The organism is Maribacter sp. HTCC2170, from assembly GCF_000153165.2.
Taxonomy (GTDB): domain Bacteria; phylum Bacteroidota; class Bacteroidia; order Flavobacteriales; family Flavobacteriaceae; genus Maribacter_A.
The window spans coordinates 3,027,446-3,046,486 of sequence record NC_014472.1; the positions used below are offsets into that span (position 1 = coordinate 3,027,446).

Sequence of the window (19,041 nt, forward strand, 5' to 3'; positions counted from 1 at the left end):
ATGGTTAATTGGTTAGAATTGATAAATTATCAATATCTAAGAGTAAAAATCCATCAAAGAACAACTAAGAACGAACAACAAATAATAAAATGGCATACGATAAATTCAACATACTAACTTCTTCGGCAGTACCACTTCCCATAGAAAATGTGGATACAGACCAAATTATTCCAGCTCGCTTTTTAAAAGCAACAGAAAGAAAAGGATTTGGTGATAATCTTTTTAGGGATTGGCGTTACAATGGTGATGACACACCAAAGAAAGACTTTGTTCTAAATAACCCTATCTACAGTGGTAAAATATTAGTAGGTGGCAAGAACTTCGGTTCTGGATCTTCTAGGGAACATGCCGCATGGGCCGTTTATGATTACGGATTCCGCTGTGTGGTTTCCAGTTTCTTTGCCGATATATTTAGAAACAACTGTCTGAATATTGGTGTTTTACCTGTTCAGGTCAGTGCAGATTTTCTACATAAAATTTTTACTGCTATTGAAGCTGACCCAGAAGCCCAATTAGAAGTTAATCTTAAGGATCAATCCGTAACTATATTGGCTACTGGTGAAAAGGAAAGTTTTGATATCAATGATTATAAGAAAGCCAACATGACCAACGGCTTTGATGATATAGATTACCTTTTGAACATCAAGGGTAAAATAAGCGAATACGCCCAAGACACACCATTATAATAGTTTAAGTCAAGAATACCTATGGATAAGAGACGGATTGAAATAATGGACACTACACTCCGCGATGGTGAACAGACCTCGGGAGTTTCTTTCTCTGTATCCGAAAAACTTACGCTTGCCAAACTATTATTGGATGAGCTCAAAGTTGACCGTATTGAAATTGCTTCAGCCAGAGTTTCAGAAGGTGAATTGAAAGCTGTACAGGAAATTACCCAATGGGCAACTGAACAAAGGTATTTGGACCGCGTGGAGATATTGACCTTTGTTGATGGCGGAGTTTCCTTGGAATGGATGAAAAAGGCAGGCGCCAAGGTTCAAAATTTACTCACCAAAGGATCATTGAACCACTTAACACATCAACTTAAGAAAACTCCTGAGCAGCATTTTAATGAGATAGCCAAAACCATTGAACTAGCACAAGCACAAGGCATTAAGACCAATGTATATCTTGAAGATTGGAGTAACGGTATGCGTAATTCCAAGGAATACGTTTTTCAGTATTTGGACTTTCTCACAAAACAACCCGTAGAGCGAATCTTGTTACCGGATACACTAGGGGTACTCACCTATTCAGAGACTTTTGACTTTCTTTCAGAAATAGTCCAGCGTTATCCAGATTCACATTTTGACTTTCACGGACATAATGATTACGATCTTGGAGTGGCAAATGTTATGGAAGCTGTTAGAGCAGGTGTACACGGTTTACATCTTACTGTAAATGGAATGGGTGAACGTGCCGGTAACGCACCTATGGCGAGCGCAGTCGCTGTGATAAATGATTTTTTACCAGAAGTTGATATAGCAGTAAACGAATCATCACTGCATAAGGTGAGTAAATTGGTGTCTGCCTTTACAGGATTTGGCATCCCCGCAAACAAGCCTATTGTTGGTGACAATGTTTTTACACAAACAGCTGGCATACATGCAGATGGAGATAGTAAAAATAACCTTTACTTTAGCGATTTAATGCCAGAACGTTTTGGTAGAAAACGTAAATATGCACTTGGTAAATTATCCGGAAAAGCCAATATTCAAAAGAATTTACAGGAGCTGGGATTGACGCTCAATGATGACGAGTTAAAGAAAGTAACTGCGAGGATAATTGAACTTGGTGATAAGAAAGAACAGGTGACAAAAGATGACCTTCCTTATATTATTTCGGATGTTCTGGATTCTGATTTCCAACAAAAAGTATTTGTTAAATCCTATGTATTGACCCATGCAAAAGGCTTGCAGCCTTCCACCACCCTATCATTGGAAATAAATGGGGAGATTTTTGAAGAAAACGCTTCAGGGGATGGGCAGTACGATGCCTTTATGAATGCCTTACGTAAAATTTACAACTCAAGAAAAATTGAATTGCCCGTTTTAACCGATTATGCCGTTCGCATACCACCCGGAAGTAGCTCCGATGCCCTCTGTGAAACAATAATCACTTGGAAGTTGGAAGAAAAAGAGTTTACCTCTAGAGGATTGGACTCTGACCAAACAGTATCGGCTATCAAGGCGACAGAAAAAATGTTGAACATTATTTAATAATTAATAGAATACAGTTAAATGAAATTGAATATAGCCCTTTTGGCAGGAGACGGAATTGGTCCTGAGGTAATAGATCAAGCAGTAAAAGTATCTAATGCAGTTGCAAAAAAATTCGATCATGAAATAAATTGGACACCCGCTTTGACTGGTGCTGCGGCCATTGATGCTGTTGGTGAGCCTTATCCTGATGAAACACACGAAATATGTGCAAATGCTGATGCTGTATTATTCGGTGCAATTGGTCATCCACGTTTTGATAATGATCCATCGGCCAAAGTAAGACCTGAACAAGGTTTATTGAAAATGAGACAGAAATTGGGATTGTTCGCCAATGTACGACCAACATTTACTTTTCCTTCATTGATTGACAAATCACCGTTAAAGCGTGAACGTATTGAAGGTACTGATCTAATCATTCTTAGGGAATTGACCGGTGGCGTTTATTTTGGTGAGCGTGGAAGAAAAGATAATGGCGATACAGCATACGACACCATGACCTACCAACGGTTTGAAATACAACGTTTAGCAAAAAAAGGTTTTGAGATGGCCATGAAGCGCTCTAAAAGACTTTGCTGTGTTGACAAGGCCAATGTATTGGAAGCCTCCCGTTTGTGGAGAGAAACAGTCCAAGCCATGGAAAAAGACTATCCTGAAGTTGAGGTGTCCTATGAATTTGTTGATGCCGTTGCAATGCGTTTGGTTCAATGGCCTAGTGATTATGACGTTATGATTACCGCAAACCTTTTTGGGGACATATTAACTGATGAGGCTTCTGTAATATCAGGTTCAATGGGATTAATGCCCTCTTCATCAATAGGTAGTAAAGTAGGCTTATACGAACCCATTCACGGCTCATATCCGCAAGCTGCAGGAAAGGACATTGCAAACCCCTTAGCGACCGTACTTTCCGTTGCTATGCTATTTGAGGATTTTGATCTAGCTGATGAAGCTCAGGCCATTCGCGATGTTGTAAACAAATCATTGGCGGAGGGTATTGTTACCGAAGACTTGTCCGAAGATGGTATAGCACACAAAACCAGTGAGGTTGGTGATTGGCTGGCTGCGAATGTTTAAAACATAAAAGATTCTACTCAATATTTTAGATAATAACCAAAAGCCCTGACAAATCCGTCAGGGCTTTTTGCACAGTATTGTTTTAGAATCTAGGATAAATCCACAATTATATTTCAAAACCTAGTAGTTATACAAATTCCCTAACCTGATCATATACAGATATAAACAACTTTTATATTATCTTACTAGCCAATTACAAAACTATGCGTCAATTATTTAGGCAACCAACTTTTATTTATTTCTTTTTAATGATCTGTGTTGTTATCACAGAAAGTTGCTCTAAAGATGATACCGTTCTAACGCAAGAACCAAAGGCAGAAGAAGATGTAAACTTTCCTCAGATTGAGTTTAACACAAACGGAAGCGTTCCCATTGTTTCTAAAAGTGTTTATGTTGATGGGGTTCTGAAAGTAAATGCGCAATCAACAAATAATGATTTAACAATCGATGCCCAAATAAGAGGCAGGGGCAATTCGACTTGGGGCTACCCAAAAAAACCGTACAAAATAAAATTGAGCAGTGAAGAGTCCATTTTAGGGTTGGCACCTGAAAAAGATTGGGTGCTATTGTCCAACTATCTCGATGGCACTCATTTATTGAATGCCGTGGGCATGAAAATTGGACAATTGCTTGAAATGCCTTTTACGAATACTATTACACCTGTTGAAGTAACCATAAACAATGAATACCAAGGGTTATACATGCTAACGGAGCAAATAGAAGTAAAACCCAATCGTGTTGATGTTGGTGAAGATGGTCTATTGCTGAATTTAGACACCAATTATGATGAAGAATGGCAGTTCAGATCAAGTGCTTACGATTTACCAGTGACTGTAAAATATCCGAAAATGATCGATGCCGTTAAATTGACATCTATTCAAAGTGAATTTGAAACATTGGAAACATTGGTTGCTCAAGCGGATTTTCCAAATAATGAATATCTTGATTATATAGATGATGTTTCTATTGCCAAATATTTGATTGTGTATATGCTTACCGGTAATGAAGAAATCAATCACCCTAAAAGTACCTACCTGTATAAAACAAGTATGGGAAAATTTACCATGGGGCCAATATGGGATTTTGATTGGGGCTTTGCTTTTGAAGGCACATTTCAACATTTTAGTGTTTTTGACAGGCCTTTATTTTGGTCATCTTCGTCCAGTGGCACCCAGTTCTTTTCAAGATTGATGTCCGACCCCAGAATTGAATTATTGATGAAGGAACATTGGACGGCTTTTAAAGACAATCACCTTACAGAGTTGCTAGCCTATATAGATGAATATGCCCTTACATTCAAGAAGCAAAAGTTAGGGATTTTGGTGTATGGGAGGCAAACGATGCGGGTGCAAATGAACTGAAACGCTGGATTGAGAATAGAGCAACATATATAGATGACTTTGTTAATGGCTTTTAAAGGCCATTATCTAGTTTTTAGAATTTGACAGTAGCTACCCAGGTAAAATCGTTGACTTTTTTTGTAGTAATTTGTTTACAGCTTGTAGCAATAGTATAGGCAACAAGCTTGATTATAAATTAAAAATCCCCGAACTTCGTTATCAACCGTTAAAAGGAATTAAAACTCATTTTAACTAAGCGTTGGCGTTAATTAAAAAAAACATACTATGCCTGAATTTAATTTAATAAAATTAGAAGGGAAACCGATAGAAAAACTTATTGATGTAATAAGTAAAGGAATCGGTACATTATATAAACCAAGGTCGATACGAAAAGAAGCTGATGCAAAAGCTTACGAAATCGGAATGATTGAAAATGCGAAATCCAAAGCTTTAGCAGAAGGAAAAGAAAATGAAGCCGAAACATATTTGAGGATTCAAGAAAGAATACTTTTCAAAGAACTTGAGAGACAAAATAACATAGACCAAATTGCTGAAATTGCCGCTAAACAATTACAGCAAGAATCCAATGTGTCTGAAGAACCTGTAAGCAAAGATTGGTCTAAAAGATTTTTTAATATTGCCGAAGATGTTTCCGATGAAGAAATGCAGGAAATTTGGGGTAGAATTTTAGCTGGAGAAATTAAAAATCCTAATTCATATTCATTAAGAACTTTAGAATTACTAAAAAACCTCTCTAAAAAAGAAGCAGATACTTTTATAAAATTTGCGAATTTATCCGTTAGTTCTAATGGTGTTTCTTTTATGCTTAATTTCAAAAATGAGCCTTTATTAGAAGATACATACAAAGTTAATTTTCACGAAAGGCTTCTTTTAGAAGAATTGGGACTTTTAACTGCGAACGATTTGCAATTTAAAGTTCACGCTACAAAGGGAAATACTGATTTGCAATATTTTGTAATCAGTAAAACAATTATAGCTGTAGAAAAATCACCTAACATACCTGAACAGCAATTACAAATATTAGTATTCACCAAAATCGGACAAGAATTACTCAAATTGGTAGAATCAAATTCGGATTTAGAATATGTTAAGTTACTTGCTTCAAAATTACGGAGAGAAGGAGTATCTATAAAGTATGCTGCGATTATTGAACAACAGGCTGACGGAAGAGTTAAACATACACCGATGATGGAAGTTCCATTAACAGACAAGGAATTGGAAGCGAAAAAAGCAAAAGAAGAACAGGAAAGAAAAAAGAATGAACAAAAAAATAACTAACGCCAACACCGTGTAAAAATAATTGCTTGTTCTCGCCTTTTTGGAAAATCCTTGCGGATTTTCAAGTTGGTTTTGTACTCGCGAAAGCTCGTGCTAACACACGCAACTATTCTTACACAAACACGATAACGAAAGCATCGAACTTAACCCAAATATCAAAAATCAGAAAATTTACTTCTTTTAAAGTTTTGTAACTACAATATATAGTCAGTACTCACAAAATTGGAAAGCTTGGTTTCTAAGAGTTTTTCAATGGTCTCATTATTCAATTCATTGTCTTTAAAAGCAACAAAGGTCCGTATAGAAAATGAGCGCAAGGCGTCATGCACGCTCAGGGTTGATTGGGCAGAATCTTTTCTTCCCGTGAATGGATAGACGTCTGGACCACGTTGACAGGAACTGTTCAAATTAACCCGGCACACCAAGTTCACCAAAGAATCAATCAACGGAGCCAAGGCATACACATCTTTCCCAAAGAGACTCACCTGTTGCCCGTAATTACTATCCGCCATATCATCCAAAGGCTCCTCAATATCCTTAAACGGTACAATGGGTATTACAGGGCCAAATTGTTCTTCTTGATATACCCGCATATCTTTTGTAACAGGATATAATACTGCTGGCCAAATGAAATTATCAAAGCGTTTTCCTCCTTTTTTATTCAAAATCTTCGCCCCTTTAGAAACTGCATCATCAATAAGTTCTTGAATGTAATCTGATTTTCCTGGTTCTGGTAATGGGGTGAGCTTTGCTCCTTTATCCCAGGGATTTCCAAATTTTAGGGTATCTACCTGTTCTGCAAATTGACTATTGAAACCATCCACAATATTCTCATGGGCATAAATTACTTTTAAAGCTGTACAACGTTGCCCGTTAAAAGACAAAGTACCTGCCAAACACTCCTGAACGGTCAAACCTAAATCAGCATCTGGCAAAATTATTGCCGGGTTCTTGGCCTCAAGCCCAAGTACCAATCGCAATCGGTTACTTTTTGGATGCTGCTCTTGCAATGCATTGGCCGATTTACTGTTCCCTATCAGTGCCAATGCATCAATCTTTCCTGTTTGCATAATCGGGGCCGCTACAGCCCTACCACGACCAAACAAAATATTAACCACTCCCTTGGGAAAACTACTCTGAAATGCATCCAACAGTGGTGTAATCAATAACACCCCATGTTTTGCTGGCTTAAATACCGTAGTATTCCCCATGATAATCGCAGGAATCAACAAAGCAAATGTCTCATTCAAAGGATAGTTATAAGGCCCTAAACACAAAACAACACCTAAAGGCCCCCTTTTTATATGGGCATAAACACCATCGTTTTTTTCAAACTTGGCCGCATCACGGTCCAATTGTTTGCAATCTTCAATGGTATCGTAGATATATTCGATTGTACGATCAAATTCCTTTTGTGAATCAGGTAATGATTTTCCAATCTCCCACATCAACAGCTTAACTACTTCGTCCCGTTTGGTCTTCATTTTCTCAACAAAGATCTCCATGCATTCAATACGGTCTTTTACTTGCATGGTAGGCCAAGCTCCTTGACCCTTGTTATAGGCATCTGTTGCACCTTTCAATGCCTCTAAAGCCTCTTTTTCGCCCATATCTGGGATACTTCCCAATAAAGTAGGTTTATAATCCTTTGTGGACGAAATAGTGGAATACACTTCGGTGGACTTTCCTTTCCAAGTTTTTAATTCCCCATCAATAAGATATGCTGTCTGATCTATGGTATTTGTGATTTTATATATCTCTGGTATTGTCATGATTGACCTTATTTTAGAATGTTAGAACAAAATTAGGCCTTATAATTCATTTTCAATAACACTGCTAACTATGAAAACGTTAGAGTTAACAAATTATACGTAATGTGTTTGAAAATGCGTAAATACTAAACCAAATACTGGAATAGATCTGGTTTATCATTTAAATAGTCGCCATAAAAGTTATTGGCTTTCATTCGCTGAATCAGAGGTTGAAGGTCTGTAGCACTTTTTAATTCTATTCCCACTATTGCAGGAGCATTTTCCCTGCTTGATTTTTTGGAATACTCGAAATGGGTAATATCATCATTTGGACCCAATATCTCTGCCACGAACTGTTTTAATGCACCAGGACGCTGTGGAAAACGAACAATAAAATAGTGTTTTAATTGACCATACAACAATGCCCGTTCCTTAATCTCAGCTGTACGGGTTATATCATTGTTACCTCCACTTACAATACAAACAATATTCTTGTCTTTGATTTCATCTGTAAAACCATCCAAGCAGGCAACGGTCAAAGCACCTGCAGGCTCAACGACTATTGCATCTCTATTATAGAGGTCTAAAATAGATTGACAAACCTTGCCCTCGGGAACAGTTTTCATTTGGTCTAAATGCTCTTGACAAATGGTAAATGGCAAATCTCCTACCCTTTGAACTGCAGCACCGTCAATAAACTTGTCAATTTGTTCCAATCGGGTATTTTTGCCTTTTTCGATTGAAACTTTCATTGATGGAGCACCTTCTGGCTCTACACCAATAATTTTGGTATTGGATGACAACTTTTCGAAAACCGCGCAGAGTCCTGAAGCGAGTCCACCACCACCAATAGCAACAAATATGTAATCTATGGGTTCAGTGGTCTGATCTAAAAGCTCCAAACCAATGGTAGCCTGTCCTTCTATAACCTTTTCATCATCAAATGGATGTACAAAAGTCTTCTGTTGTTCCTCACAAAATAGCAAAGCGGCCTTAGAAGAATCGTCAAAAGTATCTCCTTCAAGCACAACAGTTATAAAGTCACCGCCAAACATTTTGGTTTGCTCAATTTTCTGTCTCGGCGTAACCGATGGCATATACACCGTTCCTTTTATTCTTAAATGGTTACAGGCAAAGGCCACACCCTGTGCGTGATTGCCTGCACTGGCACATACAACCCCTTTTGACAACTCTTCTTTTGAAAGCGAACTTATCTTATTGAATGCACCCCGTATCTTATACGAGCGAACCCTATGTAGATCCTCTCTTTTTAAAAGAACATTAGCGTTGTATTTCTTGGACAATCGTATGCTCTTGGACAATGGAGTAACATCAGCTACTTGCCGAATGGTCTTTTCAGCCTTTTTAACATCGTCTAAATCTGGAAAATACGCCATGGTTAAAGATAAAAAAACCTGTTAGGCCAAAGAGCCTAACAGGTCAATTAAAAATTGATTTTTATTAGACTATTGGCTTCATTGCAGTCATCGACGCACGAAGACGTGCCCCAACAATCTCAACATCATGATCCCTCAATGCCTTATTAACAGTGATTAATTTGGCATTATCTACTCCATTGTCTTTTCCTTCTCCAAAATGGGTACCTATAACATCAGTATCAATACCTTTCATGAAATCACCCAATAAAGGCTTACAGGCATGATCAAAAAGATAACAACCATATTCAGCTGTATCAGAGATAACACGGTTCATTTCAAATAATTTCTTTCTAGCGATCGTGTTCGCAATCAATGGGGTTTCGTGCAATGATTCATAATATGCAGATTCACCAATTATTCCAGATTCGGTCATAGATTCGTATGCCAATTCAACACCAGCGCGAACCATGGCTACCATCAAAACACCATTGTCATAAAACTCTTGCTCACTGATGTTCATATCACCAGCTGGTGTCTTTTCAAAAGCAGTTTCACCAGTTGCAGCTCTCCAACTTAATAGGTTTTTATCATCATTGGCCCAATCTTCCATCATGGTTTTTGAGAAATGGCCACTCATGATATCATCCATGTGCTTATGGAACAAGGGACGCATAATATCTTTAAGTTCTTCGGAAAGTTCAAATGCCTTGATTTTCGCAGGATTTGATAAACGATCCATCATGTTGGTGATTCCACCATATTTTAAACCTTCAGTAACAGTTTCCCAACCGTACTGAATTAGTTTTGATGCATAACCAGCATCAATTCCTTTTTCAATCATTTTATCGAAACAAAGAATTGAACCTGTTTGAAGCAGTCCACATAAAATGGTCTGTTCTCCCATTAAATCTGATTTTACTTCAGCTACGAAAGAAGATTCCAAGACACCAGCTTTGTGTCCGCCTGTGCCCGCTGCATATGCTTTAGCTTGCTCTAAACCTTTTCCTTGAGGGTCATTGTCTGGGTGTACCGCAATTAATGTTGGTACTCCAAATCCTCTTTTATATTCCTCACGTACCTCAGAACCTGGGCTTTTAGGAGCAACCATGATTACAGTAAGATCTTTTCTTACTTGCATACCTTCTTCTACAATATTAAAACCATGCGAATAGGACAGTGTGGCCCCATCTTTCATTAATGGCATCACGGCGCTTACCACATTAGTGTGCTGTTTATCCGGAGTTAGATTGATAACCAAATCTGCAGAAGGAACCAATTCCTCATAAGTACCTACGGTGAAACCATTCTCGGTTGCGTTTTTATAAGATTGTCTTTTCTCTTTTATTGCTGCTTCTCGCAAGGTATAGGCGATATCAAGACCTGAATCTCTCATGTTCAACCCTTGGTTAAGGCCCTGAGCGCCACAACCAACAATAACTATTTTTTTTCCTTTCAAAGCGGTAACACCATCAGAAAATTCAGAAGAATCCATGAACCTACATTTTCCCAGCTGCGTTAATCGATCACGTAATGATAGTGTATTAAAATAATTTGTCATTTTATATTCTCGTTTTTAGTATTTGATTATTTATCTAAGTGAAATTCATTTAACATAGTGCTTATTGGCATTTCAGCTTTTGAAACGGCCAAACGCCCTGATCGAACAAATTGCATTATGCCATAAGGTTCAAGATCATCGTGCATTTCATCAATTTCATGTCTTCGTCCTGTTTTTGCCAAGACAAAAAAGTCTCTAGAGACTGTCACAATCTGCGAATTGCTCTCCTTGATTATATTTTGTATTTGTCGCTCATCAAAAAGTAAATGGGAAGCGATTTTGAACAAAGCGGATTCTTGATAAATGATGTCGTCATCATCATGATAAAAAGCCTTTATCACTTCAATCTGCTTCTCTATTTGCTGCACGATTTTACGGGTCCAGTCCTCCGCGGTATTTACAACTATTGTAAATTTTGATACTTGTCCAATTTCTGATTTTGAGACATTTAGACTCTCTATATTAATGTGTCGCTTTAAGAATATTCCTGATATCCTGTTTAACAATCCAACATTGTTTTCAGCATAAACCGATATTGTAAACCATTGCTTTTCCATAAGTCCATTCCCAGTATTCATTCTATACACTTGAAGAATACTTCTGGGTAGATTTTATTGTTAATTCTTTCTTACTTTAATCTAATATCCGATACCGAAGCCCCAGATGGAATCATAGGGAAAACGTTATCTTCTTTTTCAACAGCTACTTCCAAGAAATAAGCATCTTTCGAGGCCATCATTTCTTCTACACTAGCTTTTAAATCCTTGCGCTCGGTAACTTTTTTAGCTGTTATATCATAACCTTCAGCAATCTTCACAAAATTAGGATTACTCATTACCGTTGAAGCATATCTACTTTCAAAGAATAATTCTTGCCATTGGCGTACCATACCTAAATGGTCATTATTCAGCACAACTATTTTTACTGGGGTTTTGTTTTGAAATATCGTTCCCAACTCTTGAATTGTCATTTGGTAACCTCCGTCACCAATAACAGCTACAACTTCCCTTTCCATAGCACCCATTTTAGCGCCAATTGCCGCAGGCAATGCAAACCCCATGGTACCCAATCCTCCAGAGGTAATATTACTCTTGGATTGTTTGAATTTTGAGTACCTACAAGCAATCATCTGATGTTGACCAACATCACTTACTATAACCGCTTTGTGTCCTGAAGCCTCATTAATCTCATTGATTACCTCGGCCATGGTCATACCTTCCTTGGTTGGGTGCAATTCTTTCTCAATAACCGCATCAAACTCTATCTGGTACCTTTTCTTGAACTCATTATGCCATGATTCGTGGCTGTTTTTATCAATCTTGGGTAATAATAGACCAAGTGTTTCTTTTGAATCGCCTAATACAGCAACATCTACAGGGACATTCTTATTAATCTCAGCCGGGTCTATCTCAAAATGGATGACTTTCGCCTGTTTCGCATAAGTATCCAAACTACCTGTTACCCTGTCATCAAACCGCATTCCTATAGCAATTAGAACATCACATTCGTTGGTTAGAATATTGGGCGCATAATTGCCATGCATACCCACCATACCAACATTCAATTGATGGTCGGAATCAAGTGCAGATAACCCTAAAATAGTCCAGGCGGCAGGTATCCCTGCTTTTTCTATCAATTTCTTTAATTCTTCCTCTGCATGACCTAATATTACCCCTTGGCCGAAAACAATCATTGGTTTCTTGGCAGAATTAATCAAAGCCGCTGCAGCGTCAATAGCATCTATGTTGGGTTCAGGAACAGGCTTGTAACTGCGAACACCTGTGCAATGCTCATAGCTGAAGTCCAATTCATCAAATTGCGCATTTTTGGTAATATCAATCAATACCGGACCTGGTCGACCCGATTTTGCGATGTAAAAAGCTTTTGCCATTACCTCTGGGATTTCCTCAACTTTGGTAACTTGATGGTTCCACTTAGTAACTGGAGTTGAAATTCCAATAATATCTGTTTCTTGAAATGCATCCGAGCCTAATAAATGTCTTGGCACCTGCCCAGTGATGCAGACCATTGGTGTAGAATCGATTTGAGCATCAGCCAAACCTGTCACCAAATTAGTTGCTCCAGGGCCAGAAGTTGCCATAGCAACCCCTACTTTACCAGAAACTCTTGCATAACCCTGTGCAGCATGGGTAGCACCTTGTTCATGACGGGTTAAAATATGGGTTAACTTATCCTGAAACTTATATAGCTCATCATACACAGGCATAATAGCCCCACCAGGGTAACCATAGAGTATATCGACCCCTTCAGCCAATAAACAGTGAATTATTGCTTCTGCTCCACTTATCCTTATCGTGGCTGCTTTCTCGGTTTTATTCTTTTTTTCCTTTAATGTCTCCATAACTATTTAAACAATTTGGGTGCTATTTTCAAACACCTCCCATCCTTAATTTAAAAGGACAATAACAATTATATTTTAAAACTCATCCGTTACGCAACCTTCCGCAGCAGATGAAACCGAACGCGCATATTTATAAAGCACGCCCTTTTTGAATTTTAATTCTGGTTGTACCCATTCGGTCTTTCGTTTTGCCAATTCTTCATCAGAAACAGCAACATTGATTGAATTAGTTTCAGCATCAATGGTAATTATGTCACCATTTTTAACCAAACCAATTGTACCACCTTCTTGAGCTTCGGGTGAAATATGTCCTACTACAAAACCGTGTGTTCCTCCTGAAAAACGACCATCTGTAATCAAGGCTACTTCTTTTCCTAAACCAGCTCCCATAATTGCTGCTGTTGGTTTCAACATTTCTGGCATTCCAGGACCTCCTTTAGGCCCTTCATATCGAATTACAACAACATCACCCTTTTTCACCAATCCAGTTCGAATACCATCATTGGCGTCATACTCGCTATTAAACACTTTGGCAGTTCCTTTAAACACCAAACCTTCTTTTCCCGTAATTTTTGCAACTGAACCATTTTCTGCCAGATTCCCATAAAGCATGCGTAAATGTCCGGTTGCTTTTATTGGTTTGTCCAAAGGCATAATTACATCTTGCCCCTCTTCTAAATCTGGGACATTTTCAAGATTTTCAGCCAATGTCTTGCCAGTAACCGTTAAACAATCCCCATGTAAAAGTCCGTTTTTCAATAAATATTTCAATACAGCCGGTATACCACCTACACGGTGCACATCTTCCATTAAATATTTGCCACTTGGCTTTAAATCTGCAATAAAAGGTGTTGTATCACTAATATGTTGAAAATCTTGTAGTGTAAATTCTATATCTGCGGCTCTAGCAATTGCCAAGAAATGTAATACTGCATTTGTTGAGCCACCCATGATAGTAACTAAACGAATCGCATTTTCCAATGACTTACGAGTTACAATGTCCAGTGGTTTAATATCTTTCTCAATAAGTACGCGCATTTGCTTACCTGCTTCAATACATTCATTCTCTTTGAGATAATTGTCTGCAGGGTTGGAAGAATTATAAGGCAATGACATTCCCAAAGCTTCAATGGCTGAAGCCATGGTATTTGCCGTGTACATACCACCACAAGCACCTGCCCCAGGAATCGCTTTCCTTATTATACTTTTATACTCAGACTCCTCCATGGTACCAGCCACTTTTTCTCCCCAAGCTTCAAAAGCAGAAACAATATCCAATTTTCTATCATTATGACATCCAGAGGCAATTGTACCGCCGTATACCAATATTGATGGCCTATTCAATCTTAACATGGCCATTAATGCTCCCGGCATATTTTTATCACAGCCTACCACCGTTACCAAGGCGTCATACGACATTCCTTGGACAACCGTTTCCATTGAATCGGCAATAATATCCCTTGATGGTAATGAAAAACGCATTCCAGGAGTTCCCATGGATATTCCATCACTCACCCCAATTGTATTGAAAATCAAACCAACCGTTTCCTTTGAATTCACGCCGTCCTTGACCAATTTGGCCAAATCATTCAAATGCATGTTACAAGGGTTGCCCTCATATCCCGTACTTGCGATACCAACTAATGGTTTTTTAAAATCTTCATCTTTAAAACCTATGGCATACAACATTGCTTGAGCAGCTGGTTGTGTGGGGTCTTGGGTAACGTTTTTACTGTATTTATTCAATTCCATTAAAAGGGTTCTTATAATTCAATACTTTCTATTAGACATAATTTGTCAATCAAATATATATGTTTAATATGTCCTATTTTTTTAACATTTAGCGGCACTCTAAATTCAAGTACGTCCATATTTATCTAATTAATTGTTTTACAGCACTTTAAAACATCATTTTATACCATATTCAATACTCTTGAATCTCTGGTTCATAGCACTTTTTTTTCAAAATCAAACCCAACAAAAAAGCCTGTATCAAATATTTCTGATACAGGCTTCTCAAGTCAATAGAAATCTATATCACCCCAATGCTGGGACAATAAGAATAATGTTGACTAAATTGTTTCTTAATTTCATTAGAACAATGATAGAACTTTTTTTTGAACTTAAAAAATCCATTCAAATACAATTCACATAGTAACCCCTAATATTTTGAATATCAACGACTCTAGTTTTTTATGTGACAAACTTGATTTTTATTCCGTTTTTGAAGGATATTTTTTTAACTTGTTTACTTGTATTCAAGCCACATTAATTCATGGGTGTGGTCGTCGACAAATTGAATAGAGCAAACTAATGTTAAAGGAAATAAATCAATTTTTAAGACAAGATTTCACCTTGCTGAATGGCCCGGTCAATAAAGCAATACTTGTTGTCTTTATTGGTTTATATTCCGCTTTTTTTCTTAGTGTCTATAGTCCTTTTAACATTAATCAATGGGAAAATAATTTCTATTGGAAATATGTTTTACTTGGGATTACCGTAATTTCCGTTTCGCAATATGTTCTTAGACCTATATTTGGATTAAAAACATTCAAGGTATACAGTCTTATTCTTTGGGGTTTGTTTGAGATGCTTTTAATGGCCACAATTCTACATCTTATGTATGCCATTCCGTTTCAAACTCTAAATGACAATCTGTATGATTATTTACATACTATATGGATTGTTAGTTTAGTAGCAACCGTACCTTACGTCCTGATAGTTTTATACTTAGCATTCAAAGAGAAATTATCCGCCATTAAAGAAAAAGAAAAGAACATTTCAGGTGTTTTCCCCAATCCTGGAGATAAGTTACTGACCATTACAGGCGAAAATGACAAAGTAATTCTTGCGATTAAATACCATGAGTTGCTTTATGTGAAATCTGCCGGTAATTACTTAGAGCTTTATTACTTAAAAGGAGGAAGCCCCACAAAAGAACTGGTTCGCGAAAGATTAAAGGAGTTGGAAAAAAAAATTGCCAATACCAATGTAGTTAAAGTACATCGGTCTTACCTTGTAAATGTCAGGCATATTTCCTCTTTAAAAAAAACCAAAAAAAGTTACGAAATAATCGTGCAACATATCCCTGATGTCATAATACCTGTCTCCTCTGGTTTTAAGGCTTCTTTCGAAGAGGCTTTGAAACAAAAAGTATCCCATTAGTCACAACATAGCATTAATTCATCACAAAACCCTCTGAATGTTGCGCATGAGGGAGTCAACTCTTTTTATTTGTAAATACCCCGACTTTAAGTTTTCATATTAACGGTTACCGTAATTGATACAGAAACAGTTCTTTTTTGATAAGAATAAATGAATTGGAGATATCTCTATGATTAAAAAAAACATCATAAAATCTAGCTTATATGGAGTTGCATTATTTGTGATGATATTGATTCTTTATTCAGGTAACGTGTCTTCATCTTATTCAGCCATACCTCTTTTAAATTCCAAATGCCCACCAGGGTTCAAACTGAATGAGAACAACCAGTGTATCTCGAAGAACTTGTATAATCAATATGCTGTAACAAACGATGCAGGCGTTGGTGGTTTAAAATCTGCTTTACCGGAAATCCGTGATGGTTTTTCTCCCCAAGAAATAGACCTAGGCAGATATTTGTTTTTTGACCCCGTTCTTTCCGCTGACCAAACAGTTTCATGTGCCACTTGCCATGACCCTAATAAAGGCTTAAGTGACGGATTAGCCGTTAGTGAAGGTATAAACGATCATATACTAAAAAGAGGAGCCCCATCCCTTTGGAATGTCGGTTACCTTAAGAAACTATTTTGGGATGGCCGGGCAGTGACCTTGGAAGAACAAATGCAAGGACCCCTTTTTTCTGAAGAAGAAATGGGAAATACCCCTGAAAATCTTATTAGGACCATTAACGGAATCGAAAACTATCGAAAACTATTCGCAGAAGCTTTTGACAATAGAAATGGAAATGACCCTATTGAGCTTACTGAAATTCTAAGAGCCATAACAGCTTTTCAATCGTCATTGGTGTCATTGAACAGTAAATACGATCAATATGCTCATGGCTATCATGGGGCATTAAATCAAAATGAAATTGAAGGATTAAACGTTTTTAGGTCTTTCGTTGCTAGGTGTGCGGAATGCCACACACCGCCATTATTCACTAACCAGCAATTTGCCGTTATTGGTACCCCCGAACCTGACGGCTTACCTTTGGACCCAGGTGCGGAGTTTCCTTTTAACGACAAATCCTTGAGAGGAGCGTTTAAGGTTCCCAGCTTAAGAAATATTGCCAAGACAGCACCATATATGCACTCCGGCAGATTTAAAACACTTCGAGAAACAGTACAATTTTATACAGACGGAAGAGGTCATGCCGTACCAGAAGGTGAGAATCTGCTAATTCATTGGCATATATGGGAACCTAATTTAACTGACTACGAATTAGATAGATTGGTAGATTTTCTAGGAACCTTAACAGACGAATCATTTACGCCCAAGGTGCCTACAGAATTACCATCTGGATTAAAAGCATCTATTTAACCATAATCAATTTAGAAAATGAAGAAAAAATCACCTTTATTAAAAATTCTTGGAGCCATCGTTCTATTGGCTGCTGGGGTATTCTTAGGAAAGACATTTTTTGGACAAAAAAGTGTGGAGACCGTACCTATACCTTCAACAATGAAATATAGAAACGTTGGTATAACAACAGATAGCACTCAAGTTGCATCCAGTAAGGAATTCACTGGAAAAATCATTGAGGTCAAGAATGGAGGTTCAATTCAAGATGCTGTGAAAGAAGCAAATCCAGGCGATTTGATTCGCGTTTATCCTGGCACTTATTCGGAGAACGTATACGTGGACAAAGACGATATTAGTCTTCAAGGAGTTGTAATAAATGGTGAGTGGCCCACCCTCGACGGGAAGAAAGAAATAAATGATGCCTTTTTATATTCTGGAAATGGAATATTGATCGAAAACTTTAAAATCATCAATTATAAAGGCAATGGTGTAATGGGCCAAGCTGGTAACAATTTTGTTATCCGAAATAACTGGGTCATTGATACTGGTGTCTATGGAATATTTCCTCAATACGGTAAAAACGGTCTTATAGAGCACAATGTATTAAGTGAAATTGAGGATGCTGCCATTTATGTGGGTATGTGCGATAATGTTGATGTTTTGCACAATGAAGTTTTTGATAATGTAGCTGGGATTGAAATTGAAAACTCAAGACATTGTCTAGTAGAAAACAATTACGCCCACAATAATACAGGTGGTTTATTGGCATTTGTTACTCCAGGCCTTCCAATTAAAACAACCTTCGATGTTATTTTGCGAAACAACTTTGTGGTCAACAATAATCATGAGAATTTCGGTGCACCTGGCTCAACCGTTGCGGGAATACCTGCTGGAACAGGAATCCTTATTATGGCTGCGGACGATGTCATAGTTGAAAACAATATCATCACCGGAAATAACAATACGGGTATTACAATCGTAGATTTAGCAACAGGTGCCCCAAGAGCTAACGATCCAAATTCGGAAGGAAATCCTGATCGGGTTGTTATTCTTGACAACATCATGTTCGATAATGGAAATGAACCTACAGGTGAAATAAAAGCAATCATGCTCACCCAAATGGATTCTAAAGGTCCGGACATATTCGCTTATGGTGGAGGAACCGGAAGTACAATCAGAGATAAGAACAGATATCGTACATTCGGATTGGGTGACTATGGTATTGCTCAGATTACAGACACAAAAGATATTTTAACTTATATGACTCCAGGCCCAGTTCCCCCCAGATCTGTGGGCAAAGAAGAATTAGGAGAATTAACCTATTACGGTGTTTGTGCAGGTTGTCATGCTTTCGGCACAAGATTGATCGGACCACCAACAGAAATACTTCAGGCGATTCATCATAACAATCCGCAGGGTATTGTGGATTACATTAACAATCCAAAAAACTTAAGGGAGGAATATCCCGAAATGCCACCTCAGGATTATTTGTCAGATGAGGCAAAAATGGCAGTTGCAGAATACATCTTAGCACTTAAGGAATAAACAC

At 37.8% G+C, this 19,041-nt stretch carries 14 protein-coding genes; 8 read left to right on the forward strand and 6 right to left on the reverse strand.

Features of this window, described 5'->3' with window-relative positions; all coding sequences use genetic code 11:
• Positions 1–89: 89 nt before the first annotated feature.
• From leuD to FB2170_RS13250, 5 genes are all read left to right on the forward strand, one after another.
• The gene (gene leuD / locus FB2170_RS13230) at positions 90–686 is read left to right on the forward strand and encodes a 3-isopropylmalate dehydratase small subunit (RefSeq protein WP_013307077.1); all 597 of its coding nucleotides are present in this window, start codon (positions 90–92) and stop codon (positions 684–686) included.
• A 21-nt stretch (positions 687–707) separates the two neighbouring features.
• Complete coding sequence (locus FB2170_RS13235) at positions 708–2,222, forward strand: alpha-isopropylmalate synthase regulatory domain-containing protein (RefSeq protein WP_041632862.1); 1,515 nt, start codon at positions 708–710, stop codon at positions 2,220–2,222.
• A 21-nt stretch (positions 2,223–2,243) separates the two neighbouring features.
• Positions 2,244–3,299, forward strand: coding sequence for a 3-isopropylmalate dehydrogenase (gene leuB / locus FB2170_RS13240; protein ID WP_013307079.1), 1,056 nt, complete (start codon positions 2,244–2,246; stop codon positions 3,297–3,299).
• Between the two features lie 203 nt (positions 3,300–3,502).
• Entirely contained in the window at positions 3,503–4,660 is a 1,158-nt protein-coding gene (locus FB2170_RS13245; protein ID WP_013307080.1) for a CotH kinase family protein, read from the forward strand.
• A gap of 264 nt (positions 4,661–4,924) precedes the next feature.
• Positions 4,925–5,938: a DUF2806 domain-containing protein gene (locus FB2170_RS13250; RefSeq protein WP_013307081.1), complete on the forward strand. Its 1,014-nt coding sequence runs from the start codon at positions 4,925–4,927 to the stop codon at positions 5,936–5,938.
• Positions 5,939–6,132: 194 nt separating this feature from the next.
• On the opposite strand, the gene FB2170_RS13255 is transcribed toward FB2170_RS13250, so the two are convergent.
• The 6 genes from FB2170_RS13255 to ilvD form a co-directional block, all read right to left on the reverse strand.
• Positions 6,133–7,710 (reverse strand): NADP-dependent glyceraldehyde-3-phosphate dehydrogenase, encoded by a 1,578-nt coding sequence (locus FB2170_RS13255; RefSeq protein ID WP_013307082.1) that lies wholly within the window; start codon positions 7,708–7,710, stop codon positions 6,133–6,135.
• Between the two features lie 125 nt (positions 7,711–7,835).
• On the reverse strand, positions 7,836–9,086 hold the full coding sequence (gene ilvA / locus FB2170_RS13260; RefSeq protein ID WP_013307083.1) for a threonine ammonia-lyase IlvA: 1,251 nt from the start codon (positions 9,084–9,086) through the stop codon (positions 7,836–7,838).
• Positions 9,087–9,150: 64 nt separating this feature from the next.
• Positions 9,151–10,626: a ketol-acid reductoisomerase gene (gene ilvC / locus FB2170_RS13265; RefSeq protein WP_013307084.1), complete on the reverse strand. Its 1,476-nt coding sequence runs from the start codon at positions 10,624–10,626 to the stop codon at positions 9,151–9,153.
• 26 nt (positions 10,627–10,652) lie between these two features.
• Positions 10,653–11,183 (reverse strand): acetolactate synthase small subunit, encoded by a 531-nt coding sequence (ilvN, locus tag FB2170_RS13270; protein ID WP_041633234.1) that lies wholly within the window; start codon positions 11,181–11,183, stop codon positions 10,653–10,655.
• A 71-nt stretch (positions 11,184–11,254) separates the two neighbouring features.
• Positions 11,255–12,988 carry a biosynthetic-type acetolactate synthase large subunit gene (gene ilvB, locus FB2170_RS13275; protein ID WP_013307086.1) on the reverse strand — a complete coding sequence of 578 codons (1,734 nt, stop codon included), beginning with the start codon at positions 12,986–12,988 and terminating at the stop codon, positions 11,255–11,257.
• Positions 12,989–13,063: 75 nt separating this feature from the next.
• On the reverse strand, positions 13,064–14,740 hold the full coding sequence (ilvD, locus tag FB2170_RS13280; RefSeq protein ID WP_013307087.1) for a dihydroxy-acid dehydratase: 1,677 nt from the start codon (positions 14,738–14,740) through the stop codon (positions 13,064–13,066).
• Positions 14,741–15,301: 561 nt separating this feature from the next.
• Between ilvD and FB2170_RS13285 the strand changes: the two genes are divergently transcribed.
• The 3 genes from FB2170_RS13285 to FB2170_RS13295 all read left to right on the forward strand — a co-directional run bounded on the left by FB2170_RS13285 (position 15,302) and on the right by FB2170_RS13295 (position 19,037).
• The gene (locus FB2170_RS13285; protein WP_013307089.1) at positions 15,302–16,153 is read left to right on the forward strand and encodes a LytTR family DNA-binding domain-containing protein; all 852 of its coding nucleotides are present in this window, start codon (positions 15,302–15,304) and stop codon (positions 16,151–16,153) included.
• Positions 16,154–16,322: 169 nt separating this feature from the next.
• The gene (locus FB2170_RS13290; protein WP_013307090.1) at positions 16,323–17,510 is read left to right on the forward strand and encodes a cytochrome-c peroxidase; all 1,188 of its coding nucleotides are present in this window, start codon (positions 16,323–16,325) and stop codon (positions 17,508–17,510) included.
• Between the two features lie 18 nt (positions 17,511–17,528).
• Positions 17,529–19,037, forward strand: coding sequence for a parallel beta-helix domain-containing protein (locus tag FB2170_RS13295; protein ID WP_013307091.1), 1,509 nt, complete (start codon positions 17,529–17,531; stop codon positions 19,035–19,037).
• The last annotated feature ends 4 nt before the right edge of the window (positions 19,038–19,041 follow it).

Bases quoted from the DNA above. Each gene is read 5' to 3' on its own strand.
- ilvD (WP_013307087.1), bottom strand. From the start codon at position 14,740: ATGGAATTGAATAAATACAGTAAAAACGTTACCCAAGACCCCACACAA.
- FB2170_RS13250 (WP_013307081.1), top strand. From the start codon at position 4,925: ATGCCTGAATTTAATTTAATAAAATTAGAAGGGAAACCGATAGAAAAA.
- FB2170_RS13290 (WP_013307090.1), top strand. From the start codon at position 16,323: ATGATTAAAAAAAACATCATAAAATCTAGCTTATATGGAGTTGCATTA.
- leuB (WP_013307079.1), top strand. From the start codon at position 2,244: ATGAAATTGAATATAGCCCTTTTGGCAGGAGACGGAATTGGTCCTGAG.
- ilvN (WP_041633234.1), bottom strand. From the start codon at position 11,183: ATGGAAAAGCAATGGTTTACAATATCGGTTTATGCTGAAAACAATGTT.
- FB2170_RS13235 (WP_041632862.1), top strand. From the start codon at position 708: ATGGATAAGAGACGGATTGAAATAATGGACACTACACTCCGCGATGGT.
- leuD (WP_013307077.1), top strand. From the start codon at position 90: ATGGCATACGATAAATTCAACATACTAACTTCTTCGGCAGTACCACTT.
- FB2170_RS13245 (WP_013307080.1), top strand. From the start codon at position 3,503: ATGCGTCAATTATTTAGGCAACCAACTTTTATTTATTTCTTTTTAATG.
- FB2170_RS13255 (WP_013307082.1), bottom strand. From the start codon at position 7,710: ATGACAATACCAGAGATATATAAAATCACAAATACCATAGATCAGACA.
- FB2170_RS13295 (WP_013307091.1), top strand. From the start codon at position 17,529: ATGAAGAAAAAATCACCTTTATTAAAAATTCTTGGAGCCATCGTTCTA.
- ilvC (WP_013307084.1), bottom strand. From the start codon at position 10,626: ATGACAAATTATTTTAATACACTATCATTACGTGATCGATTAACGCAG.
- FB2170_RS13285 (WP_013307089.1), top strand. From the start codon at position 15,302: ATGTTAAAGGAAATAAATCAATTTTTAAGACAAGATTTCACCTTGCTG.
- ilvA (WP_013307083.1), bottom strand. From the start codon at position 9,086: ATGGCGTATTTTCCAGATTTAGACGATGTTAAAAAGGCTGAAAAGACC.
- ilvB (WP_013307086.1), bottom strand. From the start codon at position 12,988: ATGGAGACATTAAAGGAAAAAAAGAATAAAACCGAGAAAGCAGCCACG.